Source organism: Pseudomonas sp. B23(2017), assembly GCF_002113725.1.
Classification (GTDB): domain Bacteria; phylum Pseudomonadota; class Gammaproteobacteria; order Pseudomonadales; family Pseudomonadaceae; genus Aquipseudomonas; species Aquipseudomonas putida_Z.
The window spans coordinates 473948-498992 of sequence record NZ_NEJM01000001.1 but is presented as its reverse complement, the minus strand read 5'-3'; the positions used below and the strand labels follow the sequence as shown (position 1 = coordinate 498992).

Here is a 25045-nt window from a genome sequence, read left to right as displayed (position 1 = left end):
GCACCCGTTACTCGTGAGTCAGCTCCAGCACCCGATCCACCAGCTTGTAGATCCCGCCAGCCGCTTCACTGATCGACTTGGCCTCCATGTACGCCGGGGTGGTCACCAGCTTGCGCTGGGTGTCCTCGACAATATCGTGCACATCGCACTCTTCATGGGTGCCACCCATCTTCGTCACGGCCGCCGCAGTGCCAGCGTCGGTACCGATGGTGCAGACCACGCCTGGTCCGTAGATCTTCGCCGCCAGCGCCGGCGAGATGCAGATCAGGCCAACCGGCTTGCAGGCGTCGGCAAAGGCTTCGGCCAGGGCCAGCACATCCGGGTGGACGCTGCAGTTGGCGCCTTCCACGGCAAAGTTGGACAGGTTCTTCGCCGCCCCGAAACCGCCCGGCACGATCAGCGCATCGAAGTCTTCGGCCTTGGCCTCGCGGATGTCCTTGACCTCGCCGCGGGCAATGCGCGCCGACTCCACCAGCACATTGCGCGATTCGGGCATTTCCTCGCCGGTCAGGTGGTTGATCACATGCATCTGCGCAATGTTCGGCGCGAAGCACTGCACCTGCGCACCACGCTGGTCGAGGCGCAGCAGGGTGATCACGCTTTCGTGGATTTCGGCGCCGTCATAAACGCCACAGCCGGAAAGAATCACCGCTACTTTTTTTGTCATGCTTTTTACTCCAGTGTCGAGGCGCTAAATGTCCTCTAGTTTGGCAGATGTAGCCATAGGGATTCCTGCAAGCGCGGCCTAATCTTGGCGGATAACACCTGAGGTCGTACCCATGGACCTGATCCTGCTGGCCGTGCCGTTCTTCTTCGTGCTGATCGCCGTCGAACTGCTGGCCGACCGTGTGCGCGGCCAGCGCAACTTCACCCTGGCTGACTCGATCAACAGCCTCAGCACCGGTGCGCTGTCGACCAGTACCGGGTTGCTGACCAAAGGGGTGGGGCTGGTGACCTATGCCCTGGCGTTCGAGCACATGGCGTTGCTGCGCCTGCCGCCGCAGGCCTGGTGGGTGTGGCTGCTGGCCTTTGTCCTGTACGACTTCTGCTACTACTGGCTGCATCGTCTTGGCCACGAGCGCAACGTGCTGTGGGCTGCGCACTCGGTGCATCACCAGAGCGAGGAATACAACCTCACCACGGCGCTGCGCCAGACCAGCAGCGGGTTCATCTTCTCGTGGCTGTTCTACCTGCCGCTGGCGTTGCTCGGTGTGCCGCCGCTGGTGTTCATCACGGTGGCGTCGCTCAACCTGCTGTACCAGTTCTGGGTGCATACCCGGCACATTCCCAAGCTGGGCTGGCTTGAGTGGGTGTTGATCACGCCATCCAACCATCGCGTCCACCATGCGCAAAATCCTGCTTACTTGGATCGCAATTACGGCGGCGTGTTCATTCTCTGGGATCGTCTGTTCGGCACCTTCAAAGAGGAAGACCCGGCCGAGCCGGTGGTGTTCGGGGTGACCACGCCGCTGGCCAGCTGGAACCCGCTGTGGGCCAACCTGCAGTTCTATGCCCAGCTCTGGCACGACGCCCGTCGCGCCGGCAGCCTGTGGGACAAACTGCGCATCTGGTTCATGCCCACCGGCTGGCGCCCGGCCGATGTGGCTGCACGCTACCCGCAGGCCAAGCAGGACCTGGCGATGTTTCGCAAGTTCGAGGTTGCCCTGGGCCGTGCGCAGCAGGCCTATGTGGCGGCGCAATTCGTGGGTTACGTGGCGCTGGGCAGCTATCTGATGGAGGTGGCCGAGCGCGTGCCAACCGCCGCCCTGGTACTCGGCTGGGCGCTGATGGCGTTTGGCTTGTTCGTGCTGGGCGCGTTGCTGGAGAACCGGCCATGGGCCGTGCGCCTGGAGCTGTTACGGCTGCTGGCGAATGCGCCGGCGCTGTACCTGGCCGGCGCACTGGGCCTAGCGGTGGTCGTGCCGCTGGCCTGGTTGCTGCTCGTGGCTTACAGCCTGCTCAGCCTCTGGGGCCTGGGCCTTGCCCGCCGCCTTGCGCTCCGCGCGCAACGTGCGGAAGCGCCGGCGCAGCCACAGCAGGCCGCCCAGCGCCAACAGGCCACCGAGCACCCATAGCTCGTAGCGCTTCACGTTGCCCAGCAGGCCTTCGAGGATGGCGCCGAAGTGATACGCGGCCGCGCCCAGGGCCACTGCCCAGATGGCAGCGCCAAGACCATTCAGCAGCAGATAGCGGCGTGGCGGGTAGCCGGACAGGCCAATGGCCACCGGCATGACCGTGCGCAGGCCATAGACGAAGCGGAAACTCAGTACCCAGATGTCGGGATGGCGACGGATGTGGTCCAGCGCCCGGTCACCCATCGCCTGCCAGCGCGGTTTGCGTGCCAGGATCCTGCGCCCGTGGCGACGGCCCATGAAGTACCACAGCTGGTCGCCGGCATAGCTGCCGAAAAACGCCACCAGGCACACCAGGTTGATGTCCATGTAACCGCGGAACGCAAGGAATCCCGCAAGCACCAGAATGGTCTCGCCTTCGAAGAAGGTGCCTAGAAAAAGGGCGAAGTAGCCGAAATCCTGCAGGAATTGTTGAAGCATTTTCTGAGGTGCTGGCGAAATGAACGCGAAGCCTACCCCTTCGCGCGCGTTCGTGAAAGTGTCCAAATGTGTCTCGACATGAACAATTCCTGCTCGGAGAATGCCAGAAGCCACGCGCCATGGCTTGCCCTGGCATGTAACACAGGCGTCATAATGGGCGCTTATCTTGCCGCTCAATAGATGATAGGGCGTTAACGTCCTCAGGAACGCCAGATGAATAATGAAGTGCTAACCCCTGTCGCGATCAAGGATGCTCAGGAGCTCCCCGAAGAGATGGTGCAGACCCCGCCAGACCTGCCGCCGGCGCCCCTGCCTGCCGCGGAACCGGTGGCAGAAACTGCGGCTCCGGCACCCGCGCCGGCCCCGGCAATCATCATCCCAGGCCTGGACGACAGCAGCCTGTACATTCATCGCGAGCTCTCGCAGCTGCAGTTCAATATCCGTGTGCTGGAACAGGCGCTGGACGAGAGCTACCCGCTGCTCGAACGCCTCAAGTTCCTGTTGATCTTCTCCAGCAACCTCGACGAGTTCTTCGAGATCCGCGTCGCCGGCCTGAAGAAGCAGATCAACTTCGCCCGTGAGCAGGCCGGTGCCGACGGCCTGCAGCCGCACCAGGCGCTGGCACGCATCAGCGACCTGGTGCACAGCGAAGTGGAGCGCCAGTACGCGATCCTCAACGACGTGCTGCTGCCAGAGCTGGAAAAGCACCATATCCGCTTCATCCGCCGGCGTTACTGGACACCCAAGCTCAAGACCTGGGTGCGCCGCTACTTCCGCGACGAAATCGCCCCGATCATCACCCCGATCGGCCTCGACCCGACCCACCCGTTCCCGCTGCTGGTGAACAAGAGCCTCAACTTCATCGTCGAGCTCGAGGGTGTCGACGCCTTCGGCCGCGATTCGGGCCTGGCGATCATCCCGGCCCCGCGCCTGCTGCCGCGGGTCATCCGGGTGCCGGAGGAGGTGGGTGGCCCGGGCGCCAACTATGTGTTCCTGTCGTCGATGATTCACGCGCACGCCGACGACCTGTTCCAGGGCATGAAGGTGAAGGGCTGCTATCAGTTCCGCCTGACCCGTAACGCCGACCTGGCGCTGGACTCCGAAGAGGTCGACGACCTGGCCCGCGCCCTGCGCGGCGAGCTGTTCTCGCGCCGCTACGGTGACGCTGTGCGCCTGGAGGTGGCCGACACCTGCCCGAAACACCTGTCGGACTACCTGCTCAAGCAGTTCAGCCTCAGCGAAAGCGAGCTGTACCAGGTCAACGGCCCGGTCAACCTTACCCGCCTGTTCAGCATCACCGGCCTGGACAGCCACCCCGAGCTGCAGTACACGCCGTTCACCCCGGCGATCCCCAAGCTGCTGCAGAACGCCGACAACATCTTCAGCGTGATCGGCAAGCAGGACATCCTGCTGATGCACCCGTTCGAGTCCTTCACCCCGGTGATCGACCTGCTGCGCCAGGCCGCCAAGGACCCGCACGTGCTTGCCGTGCGCCAGACCCTGTACCGTTCCGGGGCCAACTCGGAAATCGTCGACGCGCTGGTGGACGCGGCGCGTAACGGCAAGGAGGTCACTGCGGTGATCGAGTTGCGGGCGCGCTTCGACGAAGAGTCCAACCTGCAGATGGCCAGCCGCCTGCAAGCGGCCGGTGCGGTGGTGATCTACGGCGTGGTCGGCTTCAAGACCCACGCCAAGATGATGCTGATCCTGCGCCGCGAGCAGGGCGAGATCGTGCGTTATGCGCACCTGGGCACTGGTAACTACCACGCCGGCAACGCCCGCCTGTACACCGACTACAGCCTGCTGACCTCCGACGACGCCCTCACCGAGGACGTCGGCAAGCTGTTCAGCCAGCTGATCGGCATGGGCAAGACCCTGCGCATGAAGAAACTGCTGCACGCGCCGTTCACCCTGAAGAAGGGCATGCTCGACATGATCGCGCGGGAAACCCAGTTCGCCCTCGAAGGCAAGCCGGCGCATATCATCGCCAAGTTCAACTCGCTGACCGACGCCAAGGTCATCAAGGCGCTGTACAAGGCCAGCCAGTCGGGCGTGAAGATCGACCTGGTGGTGCGTGGCATGTGCTGCCTGCGCCCAGGCATTCCGGGGGTTTCGCACAACATCCAGGTGCGCTCGATCATCGGCCGCTTCCTCGAGCACACGCGGGTGTTCTACTTCCTCAATGGCGGCGAAGAGCAGATCTACCTGTCCAGTGCCGACTGGATGGAGCGCAACCTCGACAAGCGTGTCGAGACCTGCTTCCCGGTGGAAGGCAAGAAGCTGTTGCTGCGGGTGAAGAAGGAGCTGGAAGGCTACCTGACCGACAACACCCACGCCTGGACCCTGCAGCCGGACGGGCGCTACGTGCGCAGCACGCCGACCGGCAACCAGAACCCGCGCAGTGCCCAGGCGACCCTGCTGGAGCGCCTGAGCAACCCGGTCCTCAACGTACGCTGAGGACGAAGCCGACCCGGGCCAGCCACTCCGCCTCGTTGGCGAAGTCGGCCTGGGTCAGCTGGTTCTGTTCCAGCCAGCCCTCAGGGAAGGCCACATCGAGGCTGCTGTCGGCAGCCTTGAGCTCGACCTTCGGCATCTGCTGGTTGCCACGGATGTGGTGGAACAGGATGGCGAAGCGCAGCAGCACGCACAGGCGCAGCAGCTTGACCCCTTCCTCACCCAGCTCGGCGATCTTGTCCTTGGGGATGTTGCGGCGGTGGCCGCGCACCAGCAAGGCCATCATTTGCTGGTCCTCGCGGGAGAAGCCCGACAGGTCGGAGTGTTCGATCAGGTAGGCGCCGTGCTTGTGATAGTGGTAGTGGGCGATATCCAGGCCGATTTCGTGCACTTTCGCCGCCCAGCCCAGCAGATCGCGCCAATTCCCGTCTTTGAGGTCCCACGCGTCGGCCACCTGGTCGAAGGCGTGCAATGCCTTGCGCTCGACGCGCGCAGCCTGGCCCTGGTCCACGTGGTAGCGCTCCATCAGCGAGTTCAGGGTGCGTTCGCGCACGTCTTCGTGGTGGTGGCGGCCCAGCAGGTCGAACAGCACGCCTTCGCGCAGGGCGCCGTCGCAGTGTTCCATGCGCTGCAGTTCCAGGGCATCGAAGATCGCTTCGAGAATCGCCAGGCCCGCCGGGAAGATGGTGCGGCGGTCCGGCTTGACGCCTTCGAAGTCGATCTTGTCGACCTCGCCAAGCTTGAACAGCTTGCGCTTGACCCAGGCCAGCCCCTCGGCGTTGACCTCGCCATTGCCCAGGCCGCCTGCCTTGATGGCGGCGCCGATGGCACGAATGGTACCGGACGAGCCGATGGCCTCGTCCCAGGTCAGGCGGTGCAGGGCATTCTCGATGCTCATCAGCTCGAGGCGCGCGGCGGTGTAGGCCTGGGCGTAGCGGGCCGGGGTGATCTTGCCGTCGCGGAAGTAGCGCTGGGTGAAGCTGACGCAGCCCATCTGCAGGCTTTCGCGCAGCAGCGGCTCGAAGCGCTGGCCGATGATGAACTCGGTACTGCCGCCGCCGATATCGGCCACCAGGCGCTTGCCGGGTGTATCGGCCAGGGTGTGCGACACGCCCAGGTAGATCAGGCGCGCTTCTTCACGGCCGGAGATCACTTCGACCGGGTGGCCAAGGATGGCTTCGGCGCGCTGGATGAATTCGTTGCGGTTGCGCGCTTCGCGCAAGGCGTTGGTACCGACGATGCGCACCGAGCCTGCCGGCATGCCGTTGATCAGTTGGGAAAAGCGCTTGAGGCAATCCAGGCCTCGTTCCATTGCCTCTTCACTGAGCTTGCGTTCTTCGTCGATGCCAGCGGCCAGCTGAACCTTCTCGCCGAGCCGCTCGAGAATGCGGATTTCGGTATGGTGGGCCTTGGCCACGACCATGTGAAAGCTGTTGGAGCCAAGGTCGATGGCGGCGATCAGGGACAGGTTCTTCGCGATGGTTTGCGGCATGATCTGGTTGTTCTCGGTCGTTAACCCGGCAATCGTGCCACGATAGCAGGCTGTCGCCAACGCGTGGTACATAGCCGTTGAGCTGGCCTTGATGCAAGGCAATGTGCCATTCGATGCTATGACGTTTGCATGACAGTTTCGATTCGTGGCGTCTTGCACAACTATAGTTACACTCAATCGTCCGCGGCTTCCTGTAGGAGACGGGTGCGGCTATGATGGGCAACGTTTTTTATTGCTTACGACCTTGGAGATTTCCATGAGCGACAAAATCAAACACGTCACCGACGCCAGCTTCGAAGCCGACGTACTGCAGGCTCAAGGCCCGGTGCTGGTCGACTACTGGGCTGAATGGTGCGGCCCATGCAAGATGATCGCTCCGGTTCTGGACGACATCGCTGCTACCTACGAGGGCAAACTGACCGTCGCCAAGCTGAACATCGACGAGAACCAGGAAACCCCGGCCAAGCACGGCGTGCGTGGTATCCCGACGCTGATGCTGTTCAAGAACGGCAACGTCGAAGCCACCAAGGTCGGCGCCCTGTCCAAATCGCAGCTGGCCGCGTTCCTCGACGCCCACCTGTGATGGAAAAAAGCCCCGCAGATGCGGGGCTTTTCTTTGCCCGAAGGGCCTGTGGGAGCGGGTTTACCCGCGAATTCGATGCCGAACCCGCTGCCGCCTTCGCGGGTAAACCCGCTCCCACATGGCACGATTTACCCGGTCAAAACCACTAGACGTCGAAAAAAGCAAGTGTTACATTCGGCCTCGCACTGCTTCTCCAGTGCCCTCTACACGCCGTCGCCGAAGCATCCCTAATTCGAATCAGTACGCGATCCTGTCGCCATCTAGCGGCGCGGCCTCATTAAGCCAGAAGCTTAATTCTCCCTTCTTACATGATTACGTCACTCCCCTTATGAACCTGACTGAACTCAAGCAAAAGCCGATTACCGATCTTTTGGAAATGGCCGAACAGATGGGCATCGAAAACATGGCCCGTTCGCGCAAACAGGACGTGATTTTCGCCCTGCTGAAGAAGCACGCGAAAAGCGGCGAAGAGATCTCGGGTGACGGCGTGCTGGAGATTCTCCAGGATGGTTTCGGTTTCCTGCGTTCGGCTGATGCGTCCTACCTGGCCGGCCCTGACGATATCTACGTCTCGCCCAGCCAGATCCGCCGCTTCAACCTGCGTACCGGTGACACCATCGTCGGCAAGATCCGCCCGCCGAAGGAAGGGGAGCGTTACTTCGCCCTGCTGAAGGTCGACACCATCAACTTCGACCGCCCGGAAAACGCGAAGAACAAGATCCTGTTCGAAAACCTGACGCCGCTGTTCCCGAACAAGCGCCTGAAGATGGAAGCCGGTAACGGCTCCACCGAAGACCTGACCGGCCGCGTCATCGACCTGTGCGCCCCGATCGGCAAAGGCCAGCGTGGCCTAATCGTTGCTCCGCCGAAAGCGGGCAAGACGATCATGTTGCAGAACATCGCGGCCAACATCACCCGCAACAACCCCGAGTGCCACCTGATCGTTCTGCTGATCGACGAGCGCCCGGAAGAAGTGACCGAAATGCAGCGCACCGTGCGCGGCGAAGTGGTTGCTTCCACCTTCGACGAGCCGCCAACCCGCCACGTGCAGGTTGCCGAAATGGTGATCGAGAAGGCCAAACGCCTGGTCGAGCACAAGAAGGACGTGGTCATCCTGCTGGACTCCATCACCCGTCTGGCGCGTGCCTACAACACCGTGATCCCGAGCTCCGGCAAGGTACTGACCGGTGGTGTCGACGCCCACGCCCTGGAGAAGCCGAAGCGCTTCTTCGGTGCCGCGCGTAACATCGAGGAAGGCGGTTCGCTGACCATCATCGCCACCGCGCTGGTCGAAACCGGCTCGAAGATGGACGAAGTGATCTACGAAGAGTTCAAGGGCACCGGCAACATGGAGCTGCCGCTGGACCGCCGCATCGCCGAGAAGCGCGTGTTCCCGGCCATCAACATCAACCGTTCCGGTACCCGCCGCGAAGAGCTGCTGACCGCCGACGACGAACTGCAGCGCATGTGGATCCTGCGCAAGCTGCTGCACCCGATGGACGAAATCGCCGCCATCGAGTTCCTGGTCGACAAGCTCAAGCAGACCAAGACCAACGACGAGTTCTTCCTGTCGATGAAGCGCAAGTAAGCGTTTCAGGCCAGGCAGTAATTGGGGCCGCTTTGCGGCCCTTCGCGGGCACGCCCGCTCCCACAGGTTCAGTGTGATCCTTGTGGGAGCGGGCGTGCCCGCGAAGGGGCGCGAAGCGGCCCCAATGCATTTTTGCCCCCAAACAAAGCCCGAACGGCGCTACACTCTGCACCCCCGACCGATACGGCCAACACGAGGCTCCTGCATGCAGTATCGCGACTTGCGCGACTTCATCCGTGGCCTGGAACAGCGCGGCGAGCTCAAGCGCATCCAGGTTCCGATCTCCCCCGTCCTGGAAATGACCGAGGTCTGCGACCGCACCCTGCGTGCCAAGGGCCCTGCATTGCTGTTCGAAAAGCCCACCGGCTTCGACATCCCGGTGCTGGGCAACCTGTTCGGCACCCCGGAGCGCGTGGCCATGGGCATGGGCGCCGAGTCGGTCGATGAACTGCGGGAAATCGGCAAGCTGCTGGCCTTCCTCAAGGAGCCTGAGCCGCCGAAGGGCCTGAAGGATGCCTGGTCCAAGCTGCCGATCTTCAAGAAAGTCGTGTCGATGGCGCCGAAAGTGGTCAAGGACGCGGTGTGTCAGGAAGTGGTGGTCGAGGGGGACGATGTCGACCTCGGCGCTCTGCCGATACAGCACTGCTGGCCGGGCGACGTGGCGCCGCTGATCACCTGGGGCCTCACCGTCACCCGCGGCCCGAACAAGGACCGCCAGAACCTGGGCATCTACCGCCAGCAGGTGATCGGCCGCAACAAGGTCATCATGCGCTGGCTCAGCCACCGTGGCGGGGCCCTGGACTACCGCGAATGGTGCGAGAAGAACCCTGGCCAGCCGTTCCCGGTCGCCGTGGCCCTGGGCGCTGACCCGGCCACCATCCTCGGCGCCGTGACCCCGGTGCCGGACACCCTCTCCGAGTACGCCTTCGCCGGCCTGCTGCGCGGCAACCGCACCGAACTGGTCAAGTGCCGGGGTAGCAACCTGCAGGTACCGGCCACCGCCGAAATCATCCTGGAAGGTGTGATCCACCCGGGCGAAATGGCCCCGGAAGGCCCGTACGGCGACCACACCGGCTACTACAACGAAGTGGACAGCTTCCCGGTGTTCACCGTCGAGCGCATCACCCACCGGCAGAAACCGATCTACCACAGCACCTACACCGGCCGCCCGCCAGATGAGCCGGCGATCCTCGGCGTGGCGCTGAACGAAGTGTTCGTGCCGATCCTGCAAAAGCAGTTCCCGGAAATCGTCGATTTCTACCTGCCGCCGGAAGGCTGCTCTTACCGCATGGCGGTGGTGACCATGAAGAAGCAGTACCCGGGCCACGCCAAGCGCGTGATGCTGGGTGTGTGGTCGTTCCTGCGACAGTTCATGTACACCAAGTTCGTTATTGTCACCGATGACGATATCAATGCCCGCGACTGGAACGATGTGATCTGGGCCATCACCACGCGCATGGACCCCAAGCGTGATACGGTGATGATTGACAACACCCCGATCGACTACCTGGACTTCGCGTCGCCGGTATCCGGGTTGGGGTCGAAGATGGGCCTGGACGCCACGCACAAGTGGCCGGGCGAGACTACACGCGAATGGGGACGGGTCATCGTCAAGGACGAAGCCGTCACCCGCCGTATCGATGAGCTGTGGGATCAGTTGGGAATAGATTGATGCAGGTAACGTTGCAGCCGTCCGGGGCGGTGCTGGCGCTCGAACCCGGGGAACGGATCCTGGATGGAGCGCGGCGGCTGGGCTATGACTGCCCGAACAGCTGCCGCAATGGCAATTGCCATGTCTGCGCCGCGTTGTTGGTCGAAGGCCGGGTACGCCAGGACGGTGAAGTCCGCGACCATGGCGAGCTGTTCACCTGCATTGCCGAACCGCTGGAGGACTGCGTGTTGCTCTGGGATGGTGTGCTCGCCCTTGGCGAGCTGCCGGTGCGCAAACTGGCGTGCAGTGTCAGTGAGTGCGTCGAGGTCGGTGGCGACGTCTGGCGCGTGCGATTGCGCGCGCCGGCTGGCAAGCCGCCGCGCTACCACGCGGGGCAGTACCTGATGATCGAGCGCGAAGGCGGCAAGCAGGCGGCGTTTTCGCTGGCTTCCGCACCCCATGCCGGGCGCGAGCTGGAGCTGCATGTGCTGGCGCGCGAGCCCAGTGCGGTGCAACTTATCGAGCAGCTCAAGCGCGACGGCCTGGCGCGCATCGAAATGCCGTTCGGCGACACCCACCTGGCCGAGTTGCCCGACGGGCCGCTGGTGCTGATCGCTGCTGGCACCGGCATGGGCCAGATGCACAGCCTGGTCGAGCATTGCCGGGCTCAGGGTTTCAAGCACCCGGTGCACCTGTACTGGGGCGTGCGCCGGCCCGAGGACTTCTACCAGATCGAGCACTGGGACGAATGGCAGCGCCTGCCCAACCTGTTCCTGCATCAGGTGGTCAGCGACCTGTGCGGTTGGGAAGGCCGTTGCGGCATGCTGCATGAGGCGGTCTGCGAGGACATCGCCGACCTCAACAGCGTGCATGTATATGCCAGCGGCTCGCCGAACATGATCTATGCCACTCTCGACGCCCTGGTCGAAGCCGGCATGGATGCGCACCGCATGCGCGCCGATGTGTTTGCCTACGCACCACGCGGCTAATAACCGAAGTTTGAAAGTATGGGTATAAGGCGGTAATTGTTACCGCCTTGGCTAATAACTTTCACAGTTGCCGAAACAGTACTTTCCAGTCGTCGGGAGCGCGGATGAAACTCTGGCGCAAGGGCTTGAGTATTCCTGCACTTCTGTCCTATGGTTACTGCAAGCGCCCTTGGTACAGAGGCTGGGGGCGCATCGTAATCGAATCTCGCTACATCCGTAGTTCACAGGGATAATGGCGGCAGCTTATGTCGGCACTTGAAAGTATGTCCTGGGAAGTTTCATATCCACCGACACTCGACTTCGGTCAGCAACATACTCGCGAACAGTTGTTCAATTCCATGAAGACAACCATGTCTCGCCATCAGGGTGGGCCGGTGTGGCTGTTCGCCTATGGTTCGTTGATCTGGCGACCGGAGTGCAACTCGGTGGAACGGCAACGCGCGCGGGTACATGGTTACCACCGTGGCTTGTACCTGTGGTCGCACGAACACCGCGGCACCCCGGAAACCCCCGGGCTGGTGTTCGGCCTGGACCGTGGTGGCTCCTGCAGTGGTTTTGCCTACCGGCTGGATGAAAGCAGCCTGGACGAGTCGCTGATGGCCCTGTGGCAGCGCGAGATGCCGTACCCGGCGTACCGGCCGCACTGGCTCAGTTGCCGGTTGGGTGATGGCAGCAAGGTGCAGGCCCTGGGCTTCGTGCTGGAGCGGCATCTGCCGTGCTATGCAGGGAACCTGCCGGACACCCTGCTCAGCCAGATCCTGGCCAGTGCCAAGGGGCGCTATGGCACCACGCGTGATTATGTCGAACAGACCTTGAATGCCCTGCGCAGCCACCAGATGCCCGATCGCAACCTGGAGGCGCGGTTCAGGCGCTGCCATAACCTGCGCGAAGTTTGATTAGCCTGCACCGGCCTCTTCGCGGGCACGCCCGCTCCCACAGGATCACCACAGCCTCGAACGGCATGGTATTCCTGTGGGAGCGGGCGTGCCCGCGAAAAGGCCGGAACTGTCTTACCTGGCCAGCACCACCAACTTACCCACAGCCTGACGCTGCCCCAACTTTTCAATGGCAGCCCCTGCCTCTGCCAGTGGATAAGTCTGCGACACCAGCGGCTTCAACTTGCCTTCGGCATGCCATGCAAACAGCTGCCGGAAGTTGGCCGCATTGTCCTCCGGCTGGCGCTGGGCAAACGCCCCCCAGAACACCCCGAGCACCGCCGCGCCCTTGAGGAGCACCAGGTTGGCCGCCAGCTGCGGGATGGTCCCGCTGGCAAAACCCACCACCAGCAACCGGCCATTCCAGGCCAGCCCGCGCACTGCCTGCTCGAACAACTCGCCACCCACCGGGTCGTAGATCACGTCCACGCCCTGGCCGCCGGTCAGGCGCTTGATCTCGTCACGCAGGCTGGCCTGGCTGTAGTCGATCAGTTCATCCGCGCCGGCTGCCTTGGCCACGGCCAGTTTTTCCGCACTGCTGGCGGCCGCGATCACCCGCGCGCCCATGGCCTTGCCGATCTCCACCGCTGCCAGGCCGACCCCGCCGGATGCGCCCAGCACCAGTAGGGTCTCGCCCGCCTGCAGCTGGCCGCGCTGGCGCAGGGCGTGCATGGAGGTGCCGTAGGTCATGCCGAATGCCGCTGCGGTGGTGAAGTCCATGCTCGGCGGGATCGGCAGCACATTGTAGAACGGCACCGCCACCTGCTCGGCGAATGCACCCCAGCCGGTCAGCGCCATGACCCGGTCGCCGGCCTTGAACGCGCCGGCCTTTTCCCCGACGGCGGCCACCACGCCCGCTGCCTCGCCGCCGGGGGAGAACGGCAACGGTGGCTGGAACTGGTACTTGCCTTCGATGATCAGGGTGTCGGGGAAGTTGACCCCGGCGGCCTGCACATCGAGCAGGATCTCGTTTTTCTTCGGCACCGGGCTGGCCACCTCTTCCAGCACCAGGTCGCGCGCCGGGCCCAGGGTTTTGCACAACACAGCTTTCATCGGGGCTATTCCTTTGCGGGTCGTGGCCGATAAGTGTAGGAGGGCCGCCTGCCCGGTCAACGAGCATGGGGCGCCCTGATGTGCAGGCATAAGTGGCGGCACAAGCCCGGGCTTGGGTTTGAGCGGCATGCTGGGTAAGCTGGCGCCAACTGTATTGAGGAGCAAATTCGTGAAAGCGTGGATCTTGATGGTGCTGGCGCTGCTGCTGCCGGCTGCGGCCATGGCTGAGGAAGCCAAGGAAGGGGCGCCGAAAGTCGCCTACATCAGCCTGAGCCCGCCCTTTGTCGGCAACTACGCCCTCGACGGCAGCCCGCGGCTGCGCGTGTACAAAGCCGACGTGGCCCTGCGCGTGACCGGCGACGAAGCCGCCAAGGCGGTGAAGCACCACGAGCCGCTGATCCGCAACCAGCTGGTGGCGCTGTTCACCCAACAGTCGGTGGACAGCATGAGCAACGTCGAGGCCAAGGAGCATCTTCGCCAGGAAGCGCTGAAACAGGTGCAGCAGGTAATGGAAGCCGAAGAGGGCAAGCCGATCGTTGAAGACCTGCTGTTCAACAACCTGATCGTGCAGTGACCGGCAAGCCGGCTCTCTCAGGAACAGCGCAATCCGCACTGTGGCGCGATCCCTGTGGGAGCGGCTTTAGCCGCGAAGAATCCAACGCGGTGCATGGCACCGGCTGCGCCGGTGTTCGCGGGTAAACCCGCTCCCACAGGAATCGCGCAATCTTTCAGATTTTGAGCCGGGTATGCGCGGATCAGGACGCCAGGCTTCGGCGAAACCGCGCCAGCGCCACACCGAAGAACACCAGCCCGATCACGGCCAGTGCCAGGATGTCCGGCCACACCACCGTCCATCCGGCATCACGGAACAGGATTGCGGCGCCAAGGCTGACAAAGTGCGTCGACGGCGACCCTTGCATCACCCACTGCAGCCACTGCGGCATGCTGTCCAGCGGTGTGCTGCCGCCGGACAGCAACAGCATCGGGATGATCACCGGGATTGCCAGCAGGCCGAATTGTGGCGTCGAGCGCGCCAGGGTGGCGAGGAAGATGCCCAGTGCGGTGCTGGCAAACAGGTACAGCGCGGTCACGGCCAGGAACAGGCCCATCGAACCGGAGAGCGGCACGCCAAGCGCGCCCTTGACCACCACCACCAGCGAAGTCCAGGTGCAGATCACCACTACCAGCGCGTTGCTGGCGATTTTCGCCAGCATGATTTCCAGCGCGGTCAGCGGCAGCACCAGCAGGTGGTCGAGGGTGCCATGCTCGCGCTCGCGCAGCAACGCGGTGCCGGTGAGGATGATCGCCAGGATGGTGATGTTGTTGACGATCTGGATCACCGCCAGGAACCAGCCACCCTCCAGGTTGGGGTTGAACAGGGCCTTGGCGTTGATTAGCACCGGGCTCTGCGTGTTGTTGCGCTGGCTGTAGTCGAGCAACTCGCGTTCGAAGATGCGGCCGATATAGCCGGCCCCCATGAACGCCTGACTCATGGCCGTGGCGTCGACATTGATCTGCAGTTCCGGCGAGCGCCCGGCCAGCAGGTCGCTCTGGAAATTCACCGGCACGTTGATCACGAAGGTGTACTGGCCGCTGTCCATGGCCTGGTCCAGGCGCCCCGGGGCCAGCGGTACGGCGGGCTGGAATTCGGGTGGTTGCAGGGCTTCGCCGAGCTTGCGTGACAGCAGGCTGTGGTCTTCGTCCACCACCGCGACGCTGGCGTTGTGCACGCCGATCACCGAGCCGGCTGCGGGCATGTAGATGGCCACGCTGAAGGCATACAGCAGGAACAACAGCAGCACGCTGTCATGGCGCAGGCTGGTCAGCTCTTTCAGGCCCAGGCGCAGGGTGTGGTTCAGGCGCGACATCTCAGGCCTCCTGCTTCTTCAGCATGGCCAGGCTCAGGCCAGTGAACACGACAAAGAAACTGAGCAGGATCAGGCACTGCGGCCACAGCTCGCGCAGGCCCAGCGCCTTGGTGAAGGTGCCGACCGCGATGTCGAGGAAGTAGCCCGCCGGGAACAGCTGGCCCATCACCGCCGCCGCGCCGTCCAGCGACGAGCGTGGCACGATCAGCCCGGAAAACTGGATGGTCGGCAGGCTGGTGATGATCATGGTGCCCAGGATGGCGGCGATCTGGGTGCGGGTGAAGGCCGAGATCAGCAGGCCCAGGCTGGTGGTCGCCAGCAGGTAGGCGACGCCGCCACAGGCCAGGGCCAGCACGCTGCCCTTGAGCGGCACGGCGAACAGCCAGCGGTTCATCGCCACCAGCAACGCCAGGTTGACCAGGCTCACGGCCAGATAGGGCATCTGCTTGCCAAGCAGAAACTCCAGGCGGGTGAGGGGTGTGGCGTAGAAGTTGGTGATGGAGCCGAGCTCTTTCTCGCGGACGATACCCAGCGCGGTGAGCATGGCCGGGATGAAGGCCAGGATCAGCGCCATTACCCCCGGGCCGATGGCGTTCACGCTGACCACATCCTGGTTGTAGCGAAAACGGGTTTCCAGGCGCACCAGGTCCTGGCGCGGCTGCGGCTGTGGGCTGGCCTTGGCCAGTTGCTCGAGGTTGGCCTGATGCACGGCTTCCACGTAGTTGCGGCTGGTTTCCGCGCGGAACGGCATGCCGCCATCGAGCCAGGCAGCCACCACCGGTTGACGCCCGGCGTACAGGTCGCGGCCAAAGCCGGGGGGGATTTCCAGCGCCAGTTTGATTTCCGAGCGCTGCAGGCGCTGGTGCATTTCGCGGGTATCGCGGATGGGCGCCTGTTCGGCGAAATAGCGTGAACCACGGAAGGCTTCCAGATAGGCCCGGCTTTGTGGGCTCTGGTCCTGGTCGTGTACGGCGAAGGCGAGGTTTTCCACATCCAGCGAAATGCCATAGCCGAAGATCACCATCATGAACACCGCCCCCAGCAGGGCGAAGGCCAGGCGTACCTTGTCGCGCAGCAGCTCCTTGCCCTCACGGCTGGCCACCGCCAGCAGGCGACGCAGGCTGAAACCCTGGCGCAGCGCCGGCGCAGGCGTGGCGGCCTGTTCCAGCACGGCGTTGTCGGTGGCTTGCGGCGCCAGTTCCTGGGCCTGTTCCAGGCAGCGTACGAACGCGTCTTCCAGGGTGTTGCCCTGGTACTGGCGTTGCAGGGCACCCGGCGTGTCGCAGGCCAGTACCCGGCCTGCATGCATCAGCGAGATGCGGTCGCAGCGTTGGGCTTCGTTCATGAAGTGGGTAGAAAGGAAAATGGTCACGCCCTGCTCGCGTGACAGCTCCACCAGCAGGCGCCAGAAGTCGTCACGGGCAGCCGGGTCGACGCCGGAGGTGGGTTCGTCGAGGATCAGCACTTCCGGGCGGTGCAGCACCGCCACCGCCAGCGACAGGCGCTGGCGCAGGCCGAGGGGCAGGGCGCCGGATGGCTGGTCGGCGATGGCACCCAGGTCGAAGCGCTCGATCAGCTCGTCGATACGCTGGGCGCTCTCGGCCTTGGGCAGGTCGAACAGGCGGGCATGCAGGATCAGGTTCTGCCGGGTGCTGAGCTCGCCATACAGCGAAAAACTCTGCGACATGAAACCGACCCGCTTGCGCGTGGCCAGGTCGCTGGCATCCACCGGGCGGCCGAGCAGGCTGGCGCTGCCTTCGCTGGCCGGCATCAGGCCGGTGAGCACTTTCATGGTTGTGGTCTTGCCGCAGCCGTTGGAGCCCAGGAAGCCGAAGATCTCCCCGCGGCCAATGGCGAAGCTGACCTTGTTCACTGCAGTGAAATCGCCAAAGCGCAGGGTCAGGTCGTGGGCCTCGATGGCGACCGAGGTGTCAGTGGCCGGGCGCGGTGGAATGATTAGCGGAGGGTGTTGTGCCTTTCCCGCACCTTGGTAATGGGTGAAGGCGTCGTCCAGCTTGCCACTGGGGGTGACTGCGGCAAGTTCATGGCTGGGGCCGGCGGCCAGCAGGCGGCCGCCATCGAGCATCAGGCAATGCTCGAACTGTTCGGCCTCCTCCATGTAGGCGGTGGCCACCAGCAGGGTCAGTTGCGGGCGCTGCGCGCGCACCTGTTCGACCAGCTCCCAGAAACGCCGCCGTGACAGTGGGTCGACGCCGGTGGTCGGCTCGTCGAGGATCAGCAGGTCCGGCTCGTGGATCAGCGCGCAGCACAGGCCCAGCTTCTGTTTCATGCCGCCCGACAGCTTGCCCGCCGGGCGCTCGGCAAAGCGCTGCAGGTCGGTGGCCTGCAGCAGGTTGGCCATGCGCTGTTCGCATTCGCGGCGGCCGAGGCCGAACAGGGTGGCGAAAAAGCGGATGTTCTCGCTGATCGACAGCTCCGGATACAGGTTGTTGCCCAGCCCCTGCGGCATGAACGCCACTTTCGGGTACAGCGCCGCGCGATGGCGCCGCTGGCGGATCGAGCCACCCAGCACCTGCAGTTCGCCCTGTTGCAGGCGCTTGACGCCGGCGATCAGCCCCAGCAGGGTCGATTTGCCAGCCCCGTCAGGGCCGATCAGCGCGCAGCGGGTGCCCGCCGGCAGGCTGAACCCGAGGGGGTGCAGGGCCACCAGGTCGCCGTAGCGATGGCTGATACCCTCGGCCAGCAGTGCCGGGGCGTTCATTGCAGGTTGGCCGGCCAGTCCACCTCAGCCGTGCGGACATAGCCGGCGCCTGGCATGCCCGGCTTGGCCTGCGGCACGGCGCCCGGGTCGGTCAGGCGCAACTTGACCCGGAACACCAGCTTCTGCCGCTCGTCGCGGGTTTCCACCTGCTTGGGGGTGAACTGGGCCTTGGCCGCGACAAAGGCCACCTTCGCTGGCAGCGCCCGCTCGGGCAGGGCGTCGAGCAAGATCCGCGCCTGGTCGCCGACGGTCAGCCGGCCGCTGGTGGAGGCGGGCAAGTAGAGGTTCATGTACTGGTCGCTGGGGTCGATCAGCATCAGTACGCGGCCGCCGGCACCCAGCACTTCACCGGGCTCGGCCAGGCGCAGCTGGATGATGCCGTCGATCGGTGCGCGCAGGCTGCTGTCGTCGATCTCGCTGGTGAGCTGCGCCACCTGGGCCTCGGCGGCGCCGATGGCGGCCTTGATCGCCGCCAGTTGGGCGCGGGCGGCGACCACGGCGGCGTTGGCCGTGTCGAAGCGCGCCTGCTGTTGGTCGAGCAACTGCTGGCTGGCGTATTTGCGCTGGAAGATCTCGCGCACGCGCTTGAGCTCCTGGCTGGCCAGCAGCAGTTCGCTTTGGCGCAGCTGCACGCTGGCCTGGGCGGCGGCGTAGTTTTCCCGGGCGCGCAGCACTTCGGCTTCGGCCTGGCTGCGCTGGGCTTCCATGGTACGGGTGTCGATGCGCGCCAGCAGCTGGCCGCGAGTTACCTTGTCACCTTCGTCGACCAGCACTTCGGCCAGGCGGCCGGGGATTTTGCTGGCGATCTGCACTTCGGTGGCTTCCAGGCGGCCGTTGCCCATGCTCAGGCCTTCGGGCAGCTGGTCGTGGAGCGACTTCCAGTACCCCAGCCCACCGGCTGTTGCGAGTAGGGCGATCAGCGCGGTGGCGAAGATCCTGGGGGCGTATCGGTTCATCGGTCTGCATCCTTGCGGTCATGCACACTGCATCATGGCCTGCGGCCATTGGCGATGTGTTGATGCCGGTCAAAGTCCTTATGCGGTGCCTGTGGGAGCGGCCTTGTGTCGCGAAAGGGCCGCAACGCGGCCCCAGGATTTTCGCGCCTCTGCACAAATCTATGGGGCTGCTTCGCAGCCCTTTCGCGACGCAAGGCCGCTCCCACAGTACCGAGTAACTGTGCAAAGACTGACCTTAGCCGCAGTTTCAACGCAAAGCGACAATCACCGCCCATTGCTCTGGCGTCACCGGCATCACCGACAGGCGGCTGCCCTTCTGCACCAGCGGCAGTTCGGCCAGGCCTGCCTGCTGTTTCAGCCAGCCCAACTCCAGCACCCGTGGCAGGGTTTGCACATGGGCCACATCCACCGCGCTCCACGGGTTCTTGTCGGCCGTGGCCTTGGCATCGTAGTAGTGGCTTTGCGGGTCCAGCGCGGTCGGGTCGGGGTAGGCGGCGCGGGTGATTTTGGCAATGCCGGCGATGCCCGGCTGCGGGCAGCTGGAGTGATAGAAGAAGAACTCGTCGCCAACGCTCATGGCCCGCAGGAAATTGCGCGCCTGGTAGTTGCGCACGCCGTCCCAGCGCGCTTCGCCGAGGCGGCCGAGGGCTTCGATGGAGAGCTCGTCGGGCTCGGATTTCATCAGCCAGTAGGCCATGGGTGCTGCTCCTGAAAAGGTTTGAAATAACCTGTTGCATGAAACCGACAGTCGGTTGGCGTCAAGGTTTGCGTGCAGACGCAGGTTGTCGGAAAATGCGCCCCGTTTAAAGCGCGATGCTCCGGCGATACCCAGAAAATTGCCGAGCCTGAACAGTTTGCCTGGGGGGCAATCTTCGATGAATCAACGTAACAAGCCGGATCTGCTGTGGATCCTGGTGTTCATTTTCGGCCTGGGTGTGGTCACGACCGGTTATGCGCAAGGGATCTGGGAGCGCAAGCTGGACAACGCCTATCAGATGCCGGTCGACGCCAGCCAGCCGCAACGTTGATGCCCCCGCCGGCGCCGCTCAACGCGGCGCCAGGTACCAGCCACGGTCCGAGACCGTCCCCTGCAGCGGTACATCCCAACTGGCCTGAGCCAGCCGCTCGACCTTCTGGCATTCATGTGCCAGCCCCAACAGCAATGGTTTTTTCCAGGTCTGGCGACGTGCCTGGTAGGCCAGGCTGCGATCATAGAAACCACCGCCCATTCCCAGGCGACCGCCCACTTCGTCGAAACCGACCAACGGTAGCAGGATCAGGTCCAGCGACCAGATCGGGCGCTGGCGCTTGCGCTCGGTGACCGGCTCGGGAATGCGAAAGCGGTTGGGCTTGAGCTTCTCGCCCTGCTCGAAGCGCTGGAACACCATGCGCGTGCGCGGCCAGGCGTGCAGCACCGGCAAGTAGGTGCGCTTGCCGCGGCGCTGGGCCTCGCGCAGCAGCAGGTAAGGGTCGATCTCGCCGTCGTTGGGCAGGTACAGGGCAATGTGCCGGGCGCGTCGGAACAGCGGGTGCTGCGCCAGCTGGCGGTACAGGCCAAGGGCGGCCTGGCGTTGCTGGGCAGGGGTAAGGGCGCGGCGGGCATTGCGGAGCAGGCGACGGAGCTGGGGGCGGGTGAGCTGCGCGGTGTCGGTCATGGCACGGGCGATCCCAGGTGCTGGCCGACGTGGTCGGCCAAAACGAATTGCCCGCCGGAAGGGGCGGGCAAGAGAATTCAGGCTCCCCGATAAGACCGCTATCGGTGTAGCCCTTGAACCCGAAAGTTCAAGGTGGAGATTGCAGGGGGCGTTAAGGCTTTCCGTCGGGCGGACATGCACACCGGCCCCAGCGTGCAACCCCCGTGGTTGTGCGTATCGGCTCAGGGACATAACCGACTGGCGCATCCCCCAGGGAGTGGCGCCAGTATACCAATCTCAGCCGATTTTGGTATCCGCGTCGTCGGACAGTGCCTGGTCGACCCGTTCCAGCAGGTCGCGCACCTGTTCGCGGGTGGTGCCGCCTGCCGGGGCATCGTTGCGGTCTTCCTGGCGGTGCAGCATTTCGTGGGTGATGTTCAACGCTGCCATGACCGCGATGCGGTCGGCGCCGATCACCTTGCCGCTGCTGCGGATCTCGCGCATCTTGCCGTCCAGGTAGCGCGCGGCGCTGACCAGGTTGTTGCGCTCTTCCGGCGGGCAGATGATCGAATATTCCTTGTCGAGGATCTGCACGGTGACGCTATTGCTTGAACTCATGAGTCTTGCTCCAGAGCCTTGAGGCGTAAAATCATCGACTCGACCTTGCGCTTGGCGATCTCGTTCTTTTCGATGAGGTGGGCGCGCTCTTCGCGCCAGGATTTTTCCTGAGCTACTAGGAGTGCATTTTGCCGTTTTAGTTGCTCGACACGTTCGATCAGCAACTCGAATCGGCTCATCAGTGCCTGCAGGTCGTTCTCTTGCGTGGGTTGCACTCGATTCGCTCCGTCGTTGAGTCACCTGGCGATGATGCCTCTCTCTGGGCGGCGACGGCCAGTGCCGATGGTCTTGGCGCGCCTGCCGGTGCTAGGATACAAGGTCTCCATTCTAGTCATTGCGCCGTCTGGCGCCTAGCTGCCCATGCCCAATACCCAATCGCCCTACATCGCCTTCGCCATGCTGCTGTCCAGCAATGGTCATCCTGTCACCCCGGCCGAACTGCACGGCCTGCTGATCGGCCGCAGCTGCGCCGGTGCCGGCTTCGACGCCGACGGCTGGCTGGCCGATGCCGCCCAGCTGCTGGAAACCGAGCCCGGTGACACCGTGCGCAACGCCCTGGTCGGCCTGCAGGAAATGGTCAAGGGCGAGCTGACCAGCGACGACATGGCCATCGTCCTGCTGCTGCCTTCCGACGACGCCGCCCTGAGCGACCGCGCCACCGCGCTGGGCCAGTGGTGCCAAGGCTTCATTACCGGTTTCGGCCTGAATGCCGGTGGCAAGGACCTGTCCGACGAGGCCAAGGAAGTGCTGCAGGACCTGGTGGCGATTTCCCAGGTCCAGGAAGCCCTCGAGGAGTCCGAGGACGGCGAGAGCGACTACATGGAAGTCATGGAATACCTGCGCGTGGCGCCGTTGCTGCTGTTCTCCGAGCTGGCCAAGCCGGCCGCCCCCGCACCCAAGCCATCGCTGCACTGATCAACCAGGGGTAGTCTGCCCATGAGCCACATTCCCAAGGCCGAGTATGCCCGTCGGCGCAAGGCGCTGATGGCGCAGATGGTCCCCAACAGCATCGCCATCCTGCCCGCCGCCGCGGTTGCCATCCGCAACCGCGACGTCGAGCACGTTTACCGCCAGGACAGTGACTTCCAGTACCTCAGCGGTTTCCCCGAGCCGGAAGCGGTGATTGCGCTGATCCCGGGGCGCGAGCATGGCGAATACGTGCTGTTCTGCCGTGAACGCAACCCCGAGCGCGAGCTGTGGGATGGTCTGCGGGCCGGCCAGGAAGGTGCGGTGCGCGATTTTGGTGCAGACGATGCCTTCCCCATCACCGACATCGACGAGATCCTGCCGGGCCTGATCGAAGGCCGTGAGCGGGTGTACAGCGCCATGGGCAGCAACCCCGAGTTCGACCGCCGGCTGATGGACTGGATCAACGTGATCCGCTCCAAGGCCCGCCTGGGCGCCCAGCCGCCGAACGAGTTCGTTGCGCTGGATCATCTGCTGCACGACATGCGCCTGTATAAATCGGCAGCGGAAGTGAAGGTGATGCGCGCTGCCGCAGACATCTCGGCGCGGGCCCACGTGCGGGCCATGCAGGCCTGCCGGGCCGGGTTGCACGAATACAGCCTGGAAGCCGAGCTGGACTACGAGTTCCGCAAGGGCGGGGCGAAGATGCCGGCCTACGGCTCTATCGTCGCGGCCGGGCGCAATGGCTGCATCCTGCACTATCAGCAGAACGACGCCCCGCTCAAGGATGGCGACCTGGTGCTGATCGACGCCGGCTGCGAGATCGACTGCTACGCCAGCGACATCACCCGTACCTTCCCGGTCAGCGGGCGCTTTTCGCCCGAGCAGAAGGCCATCTACGAGCTGGTGCTCAAGGCCCAGGCCGCGGCGTTTGCCGAAATCGCCCCCGGCAAGCACTGGAACCACGCCCATGAGGCGACCGTGCGGGTCATCACCGAGGGCCTGGTGGAACTGGGCCTGCTGACGGGCGAGGTGCAGGCGCTGATCGACAGCGAGGCCTATCGTGCCTTCTACATGCACCGCGCCGGGCACTGGCTGGGCATGGATGTGCACGATGTGGGCGAGTACAAGGTGGGCGGCGAGTGGCGGGTGCTTGAACCCGGCATGGCGCTGACCGTCGAGCCGGGCATCTACATAGGCGCCGACAATCAGGCCGTGGCCAAGAAATGGCGCGGCATTGGTGTAAGGATCGAGGACGATGTGGTAGTGACCAGGCAAGGTTGTGAAATCCTGACTTCGGGCGTGCCGCGCACGGTCGCCGAGATCGAGGCGCTGATGCAGGCCGCCCGCAAGGACGCGGCATGAATCGGGTAAACCTGGCGATCATCGGTGGCGGCCTGGTGGGCGCGAGCCTGGCCCTGGCCCTGCAGGCGGGGGCCAAGGCGCGAGGCTGGAAGATCCTGCTGATCGAGCCCTTCGCCCCCGGTGACAGCTTCCAGCCCAGCTACGACGCACGTTCGTCGGCACTGTCGTTCGGTACCCAGCAGATCTACCAGCAGCTGGGCCTGTGGCAGGCCATCGGCCATCGCGCCGAGCCGATCCGGCAGATTCACGTATCCGACCGCGGCCGCTTCGGCGCCACCCGCCTGGATGCCCTGGAAGAGGGCGTGCCGGCGCTTGGCTACGTGGTGGAAAACGCCTGGCTGGGCCAGTGCCTGTGGCAAGGGCTGGACAGCGAGGTGGTGAGCTGGCGCTGCCCGGCGGAGGTGACCGCGATGCAGGCCATCGACGGTGGCTACCGCCTGCTGCTGAACGACGACACCCAGCTGGAGTGCGACCTGGCGGTACTGGCCGACGGTGGCCGCTCCGGCCTGCGCGAACAGCTGGGCATCCATGTGCGCCACACGCCCTACCAGCAGAGCGCGCTGATCGCCAATATCACCCCGGGCGAGGCCCACGGTGGCCAGGCCTTCGAGCGTTTCACCGAAGAAGGCCCCATGGCCCTGCTGCCGCTGCCGGATAACCGCTGCGCGCTGGTCTGGACCCGCCAGGGCATGGACGCGCGACGCCTGGCCGACATCGACGAGCGCAGTTTCCTGCGCGAGCTTCAGGGCGTGTTCGGCTATCGCCTGGGCGCCTTGCGCCAGGTCGGCGCGCGGCACCTCTACCCACTGTCGCTGATCGAGGCCCAGGAGCAGGTGCGGCCGCATCTGGTGGTGCTGGGCAACGCCGCGCACAGCCTGCACCCCATTGCCGGCCAGGGCTTCAACCTGTCGCTGCGTGACGTGCAGGCGCTGGCCGAGGCGCTGCTGGCCGGGCCGCAGCAGCCTGGCGACCTGACCACGTTGCAGGGCTACCACCAGCGCCAGCGCCTGGACCAGGCCATGACCATCGGTTTTTCCGACCAGGTCACCCGCCTGTTCGGCAGCAGCCAGCCATTGCTGGCTGCCGGGCGCAACCTTGGCCTGCTCGGGCTCGACCTGCTGCCACCGGCCAAAAGCTGGTTCGCCCGCCAGGCCATGGGCCTGGGCACCCGCCCCGATCCGCGAGGTCAGGCATGAGTGACGACGCGCGCAGGCTGGCGCGCCGGGCGTGCCTGTTGCGCTGGCGGCTGAACCTGTTCCCGCCGCACCTCGGGGCTGGCATCCGCGTGCAGCACATCAGCCCGGACCTGCGCAGCGTCAAGGTGGCGATGAAACTGACCCGCTGGAACCGCAACTACGTCGGCACCCAATGCGGCGGCAGCCTGTACGGCATGGTCGACCCGTTCTACATGCTGCTGTTGATCGAGCAGCTGGGGCGTGACTACATCGTCTGGGACAAGGCTGCCAGCATCGATTTCATTTCGCCGGGCAAAGGCCCGGTGTATGCCGAACTCCACGTCGATGACGCGCTGCTGGACGAAATCCGCCAGCAGACCGCCACCGGCAAGAAGTGCCTGCCGCGTTTGCAGGTCGATATCCGCGACGGCGCCGGCGAGCTGGTGGCGCGGGTCGATAAAACCCTATATGTGCGGCTCAAGCCGCAAGCGAGGCTGGCGTAAG

The 25045-nt window shown here is 64.5% G+C and carries 23 protein-coding genes, 1 other RNA gene and 1 pseudogene; 13 read left to right on the top strand and 12 right to left on the bottom strand.

What is annotated here, in order from left to right; genetic code table 11:
* Positions 1 to 7 precede the first annotated feature (7 nt).
* The gene (gene elbB, locus CAG46_RS02215) at positions 8 to 667 is read right to left on the bottom strand and encodes an isoprenoid biosynthesis glyoxalase ElbB (RefSeq protein WP_025341066.1); all 660 of its coding nucleotides are present in this window, start codon (positions 665 to 667) and stop codon (positions 8 to 10) included.
* A gap of 112 nt (positions 668 to 779) precedes the next feature.
* Between elbB and CAG46_RS29010 the strand changes: the two are divergent.
* Positions 780 to 1358, top strand: a pseudogene (locus CAG46_RS29010) (sterol desaturase family protein); the annotation flags it as partial.
* A gap of 549 nt (positions 1359 to 1907) precedes the next feature.
* Here the strand turns inward: CAG46_RS29010 and CAG46_RS02205 are convergent.
* The gene (locus CAG46_RS02205) at positions 1908 to 2552 is read right to left on the bottom strand and encodes a DedA family protein (protein ID WP_085704029.1); all 645 of its coding nucleotides are present in this window, start codon (positions 2550 to 2552) and stop codon (positions 1908 to 1910) included.
* Positions 2553 to 2765: 213 nt separating this feature from the next.
* Between CAG46_RS02205 and ppk1 the strand changes: the two genes are divergently transcribed.
* Positions 2766 to 5009, top strand: a complete 2244-nt coding sequence (ppk1, locus tag CAG46_RS02200; RefSeq protein WP_084785300.1) for a polyphosphate kinase 1 — start codon at positions 2766 to 2768, stop codon at positions 5007 to 5009.
* Here the strand turns inward: ppk1 and ppx are convergent.
* On the bottom strand, positions 4996 to 6498 hold the full coding sequence (ppx, locus tag CAG46_RS02195) for an exopolyphosphatase (protein ID WP_085616076.1): 1503 nt from the start codon (positions 6496 to 6498) through the stop codon (positions 4996 to 4998). The genes ppk1 and ppx overlap by 14 nt on opposite strands.
* 256 nt (positions 6499 to 6754) lie before the next feature.
* On the opposite strand from ppx, the gene trxA reads away from it, so the two are divergent.
* From trxA to CAG46_RS02170, 5 genes are all read left to right on the top strand, one after another.
* Complete coding sequence (gene trxA / locus CAG46_RS02190; RefSeq protein WP_012274768.1) at positions 6755 to 7081, top strand: thioredoxin TrxA; 327 nt, start codon at positions 6755 to 6757, stop codon at positions 7079 to 7081.
* Between the two features lie 328 nt (positions 7082 to 7409).
* Complete coding sequence (gene rho, locus CAG46_RS02185) at positions 7410 to 8669, top strand: transcription termination factor Rho (RefSeq protein ID WP_003253661.1); 1260 nt, start codon at positions 7410 to 7412, stop codon at positions 8667 to 8669.
* 205 nt (positions 8670 to 8874) lie between these two features.
* Positions 8875 to 10341 carry a 4-hydroxy-3-polyprenylbenzoate decarboxylase gene (gene ubiD / locus CAG46_RS02180; RefSeq protein ID WP_025341062.1) on the top strand — a complete coding sequence of 489 codons (1467 nt, stop codon included), beginning with the start codon at positions 8875 to 8877 and terminating at the stop codon, positions 10339 to 10341.
* Positions 10341 to 11309 carry a CDP-6-deoxy-delta-3,4-glucoseen reductase gene (locus CAG46_RS02175; protein ID WP_085615898.1) on the top strand — a complete coding sequence of 323 codons (969 nt, stop codon included), beginning with the start codon at positions 10341 to 10343 and terminating at the stop codon, positions 11307 to 11309. Before ubiD ends, CAG46_RS02175 begins: the two co-directional genes overlap by 1 nt.
* A gap of 245 nt (positions 11310 to 11554) precedes the next feature.
* Positions 11555 to 12205, top strand: coding sequence for a gamma-glutamylcyclotransferase (locus tag CAG46_RS02170; RefSeq protein ID WP_025341060.1), 651 nt, complete (start codon positions 11555 to 11557; stop codon positions 12203 to 12205).
* A gap of 114 nt (positions 12206 to 12319) precedes the next feature.
* Here CAG46_RS02170 and CAG46_RS02165 read toward each other — a convergent pair whose 3' ends face one another.
* Entirely contained in the window at positions 12320 to 13297 is a 978-nt protein-coding gene (locus CAG46_RS02165) for an NADPH:quinone oxidoreductase family protein (protein ID WP_075046718.1), read from the bottom strand.
* A gap of 169 nt (positions 13298 to 13466) precedes the next feature.
* On the opposite strand from CAG46_RS02165, the gene CAG46_RS02160 reads away from it, so the two are divergent.
* The gene (locus CAG46_RS02160) at positions 13467 to 13871 is read left to right on the top strand and encodes a flagellar basal body-associated protein FliL (protein WP_025341058.1); all 405 of its coding nucleotides are present in this window, start codon (positions 13467 to 13469) and stop codon (positions 13869 to 13871) included.
* Positions 13872 to 14052: 181 nt separating this feature from the next.
* On the opposite strand, the gene CAG46_RS02155 is transcribed toward CAG46_RS02160, so the two are convergent.
* The 4 genes from CAG46_RS02155 to CAG46_RS02140 all read right to left on the bottom strand — a co-directional run bounded on the left by CAG46_RS02155 (position 14053) and on the right by CAG46_RS02140 (position 19540).
* Entirely contained in the window at positions 14053 to 15165 is a 1113-nt protein-coding gene (locus CAG46_RS02155) for an ABC transporter permease (protein ID WP_085615896.1), read from the bottom strand.
* 1 nt (position 15166) lies between these two features.
* Positions 15167 to 17887, bottom strand: coding sequence for a ribosome-associated ATPase/putative transporter RbbA (rbbA, locus tag CAG46_RS02150; protein WP_085615894.1), 2721 nt, complete (start codon positions 17885 to 17887; stop codon positions 15167 to 15169).
* Positions 17884 to 18843: an HlyD family secretion protein gene (locus CAG46_RS02145; RefSeq protein WP_085615892.1), complete on the bottom strand. Its 960-nt coding sequence runs from the start codon at positions 18841 to 18843 to the stop codon at positions 17884 to 17886. The genes rbbA and CAG46_RS02145 overlap by 4 nt, the downstream gene beginning before the upstream one ends.
* A gap of 247 nt (positions 18844 to 19090) precedes the next feature.
* The gene (locus CAG46_RS02140) at positions 19091 to 19540 is read right to left on the bottom strand and encodes an EVE domain-containing protein (RefSeq protein WP_085615890.1); all 450 of its coding nucleotides are present in this window, start codon (positions 19538 to 19540) and stop codon (positions 19091 to 19093) included.
* A 178-nt stretch (positions 19541 to 19718) separates the two neighbouring features.
* Between CAG46_RS02140 and CAG46_RS28850 the strand changes: the two genes are divergently transcribed.
* Positions 19719 to 19871 (top strand): hypothetical protein, encoded by a 153-nt coding sequence (locus CAG46_RS28850; protein ID WP_013974724.1) that lies wholly within the window; start codon positions 19719 to 19721, stop codon positions 19869 to 19871.
* 18 nt (positions 19872 to 19889) lie between these two features.
* Here CAG46_RS28850 and CAG46_RS02135 read toward each other — a convergent pair whose 3' ends face one another.
* The 4 genes from CAG46_RS02135 to CAG46_RS02120 all read right to left on the bottom strand — a co-directional run bounded on the left by CAG46_RS02135 (position 19890) and on the right by CAG46_RS02120 (position 21274).
* Entirely contained in the window at positions 19890 to 20498 is a 609-nt protein-coding gene (locus CAG46_RS02135) for a 5-formyltetrahydrofolate cyclo-ligase (protein ID WP_003259369.1), read from the bottom strand.
* A 79-nt stretch (positions 20499 to 20577) separates the two neighbouring features.
* A non-coding RNA gene (gene ssrS, locus CAG46_RS02130) (6S RNA) lies at positions 20578 to 20757 on the bottom strand.
* Between the two features lie 17 nt (positions 20758 to 20774).
* Entirely contained in the window at positions 20775 to 21095 is a 321-nt protein-coding gene (locus CAG46_RS02125; RefSeq protein WP_003259368.1) for a cell division protein ZapA, read from the bottom strand.
* Positions 21092 to 21274 (bottom strand): TIGR02449 family protein, encoded by a 183-nt coding sequence (locus tag CAG46_RS02120; protein ID WP_029886233.1) that lies wholly within the window; start codon positions 21272 to 21274, stop codon positions 21092 to 21094. The genes CAG46_RS02125 and CAG46_RS02120 overlap by 4 nt, the downstream gene beginning before the upstream one ends.
* Before the next feature lie 181 nt (positions 21275 to 21455).
* Here CAG46_RS02120 and CAG46_RS02115 point away from each other — a divergent pair, with 181 nt between their 5' ends.
* From CAG46_RS02115 to CAG46_RS02100, 4 genes are read left to right on the top strand one after another with little or no spacing between them, the layout of a single operon-like run.
* The gene (locus tag CAG46_RS02115; protein WP_003259367.1) at positions 21456 to 22010 is read left to right on the top strand and encodes a YecA family protein; all 555 of its coding nucleotides are present in this window, start codon (positions 21456 to 21458) and stop codon (positions 22008 to 22010) included.
* Between the two features lie 21 nt (positions 22011 to 22031).
* Positions 22032 to 23366: a Xaa-Pro aminopeptidase gene (gene pepP / locus CAG46_RS02110; RefSeq protein ID WP_025341052.1), complete on the top strand. Its 1335-nt coding sequence runs from the start codon at positions 22032 to 22034 to the stop codon at positions 23364 to 23366.
* Positions 23363 to 24562, top strand: a complete 1200-nt coding sequence (ubiH, locus tag CAG46_RS02105) for a 2-octaprenyl-6-methoxyphenyl hydroxylase (protein WP_085615888.1) — start codon at positions 23363 to 23365, stop codon at positions 24560 to 24562. The genes pepP and ubiH overlap by 4 nt, the downstream gene beginning before the upstream one ends.
* Positions 24559 to 25044: a DUF4442 domain-containing protein gene (locus tag CAG46_RS02100; RefSeq protein WP_085615886.1), complete on the top strand. Its 486-nt coding sequence runs from the start codon at positions 24559 to 24561 to the stop codon at positions 25042 to 25044. The genes ubiH and CAG46_RS02100 overlap by 4 nt, the downstream gene beginning before the upstream one ends.
* Position 25045: the final 1 nt, after the last annotated feature.

Excerpts from the sequence above, each read along its gene's own strand:
- elbB (WP_025341066.1), bottom strand. The coding sequence starts at position 667 with ATGACAAAAAAAGTAGCGGTGATTCTTTCCGGCTGTGGCGTTTATGAC.
- CAG46_RS02205 (WP_085704029.1), bottom strand. The coding sequence starts at position 2,552 with ATGCTTCAACAATTCCTGCAGGATTTCGGCTACTTCGCCCTTTTTCTA.
- ppk1 (WP_084785300.1), top strand. The coding sequence starts at position 2,766 with ATGAATAATGAAGTGCTAACCCCTGTCGCGATCAAGGATGCTCAGGAG.
- ppx (WP_085616076.1), bottom strand. The coding sequence starts at position 6,498 with ATGCCGCAAACCATCGCGAAGAACCTGTCCCTGATCGCCGCCATCGAC.
- trxA (WP_012274768.1), top strand. The coding sequence starts at position 6,755 with ATGAGCGACAAAATCAAACACGTCACCGACGCCAGCTTCGAAGCCGAC.
- rho (WP_003253661.1), top strand. The coding sequence starts at position 7,410 with ATGAACCTGACTGAACTCAAGCAAAAGCCGATTACCGATCTTTTGGAA.
- ubiD (WP_025341062.1), top strand. The coding sequence starts at position 8,875 with ATGCAGTATCGCGACTTGCGCGACTTCATCCGTGGCCTGGAACAGCGC.
- CAG46_RS02175 (WP_085615898.1), top strand. The coding sequence starts at position 10,341 with ATGCAGGTAACGTTGCAGCCGTCCGGGGCGGTGCTGGCGCTCGAACCC.
- CAG46_RS02170 (WP_025341060.1), top strand. The coding sequence starts at position 11,555 with ATGTCGGCACTTGAAAGTATGTCCTGGGAAGTTTCATATCCACCGACA.
- CAG46_RS02165 (WP_075046718.1), bottom strand. The coding sequence starts at position 13,297 with ATGAAAGCTGTGTTGTGCAAAACCCTGGGCCCGGCGCGCGACCTGGTG.
- CAG46_RS02155 (WP_085615896.1), bottom strand. The coding sequence starts at position 15,165 with ATGTCGCGCCTGAACCACACCCTGCGCCTGGGCCTGAAAGAGCTGACC.
- rbbA (WP_085615894.1), bottom strand. The coding sequence starts at position 17,887 with ATGAACGCCCCGGCACTGCTGGCCGAGGGTATCAGCCATCGCTACGGC.
- CAG46_RS02145 (WP_085615892.1), bottom strand. The coding sequence starts at position 18,843 with ATGAACCGATACGCCCCCAGGATCTTCGCCACCGCGCTGATCGCCCTA.
- CAG46_RS02140 (WP_085615890.1), bottom strand. The coding sequence starts at position 19,540 with ATGGCCTACTGGCTGATGAAATCCGAGCCCGACGAGCTCTCCATCGAA.
- CAG46_RS28850 (WP_013974724.1), top strand. The coding sequence starts at position 19,719 with ATGAATCAACGTAACAAGCCGGATCTGCTGTGGATCCTGGTGTTCATT.
- CAG46_RS02135 (WP_003259369.1), bottom strand. The coding sequence starts at position 20,498 with ATGACCGACACCGCGCAGCTCACCCGCCCCCAGCTCCGTCGCCTGCTC.
- CAG46_RS02125 (WP_003259368.1), bottom strand. The coding sequence starts at position 21,095 with ATGAGTTCAAGCAATAGCGTCACCGTGCAGATCCTCGACAAGGAATAT.
- CAG46_RS02120 (WP_029886233.1), bottom strand. The coding sequence starts at position 21,274 with ATGAGCCGATTCGAGTTGCTGATCGAACGTGTCGAGCAACTAAAACGG.
- CAG46_RS02115 (WP_003259367.1), top strand. The coding sequence starts at position 21,456 with ATGCCCAATACCCAATCGCCCTACATCGCCTTCGCCATGCTGCTGTCC.
- pepP (WP_025341052.1), top strand. The coding sequence starts at position 22,032 with ATGAGCCACATTCCCAAGGCCGAGTATGCCCGTCGGCGCAAGGCGCTG.
- ubiH (WP_085615888.1), top strand. The coding sequence starts at position 23,363 with ATGAATCGGGTAAACCTGGCGATCATCGGTGGCGGCCTGGTGGGCGCG.
- CAG46_RS02100 (WP_085615886.1), top strand. The coding sequence starts at position 24,559 with ATGAGTGACGACGCGCGCAGGCTGGCGCGCCGGGCGTGCCTGTTGCGC.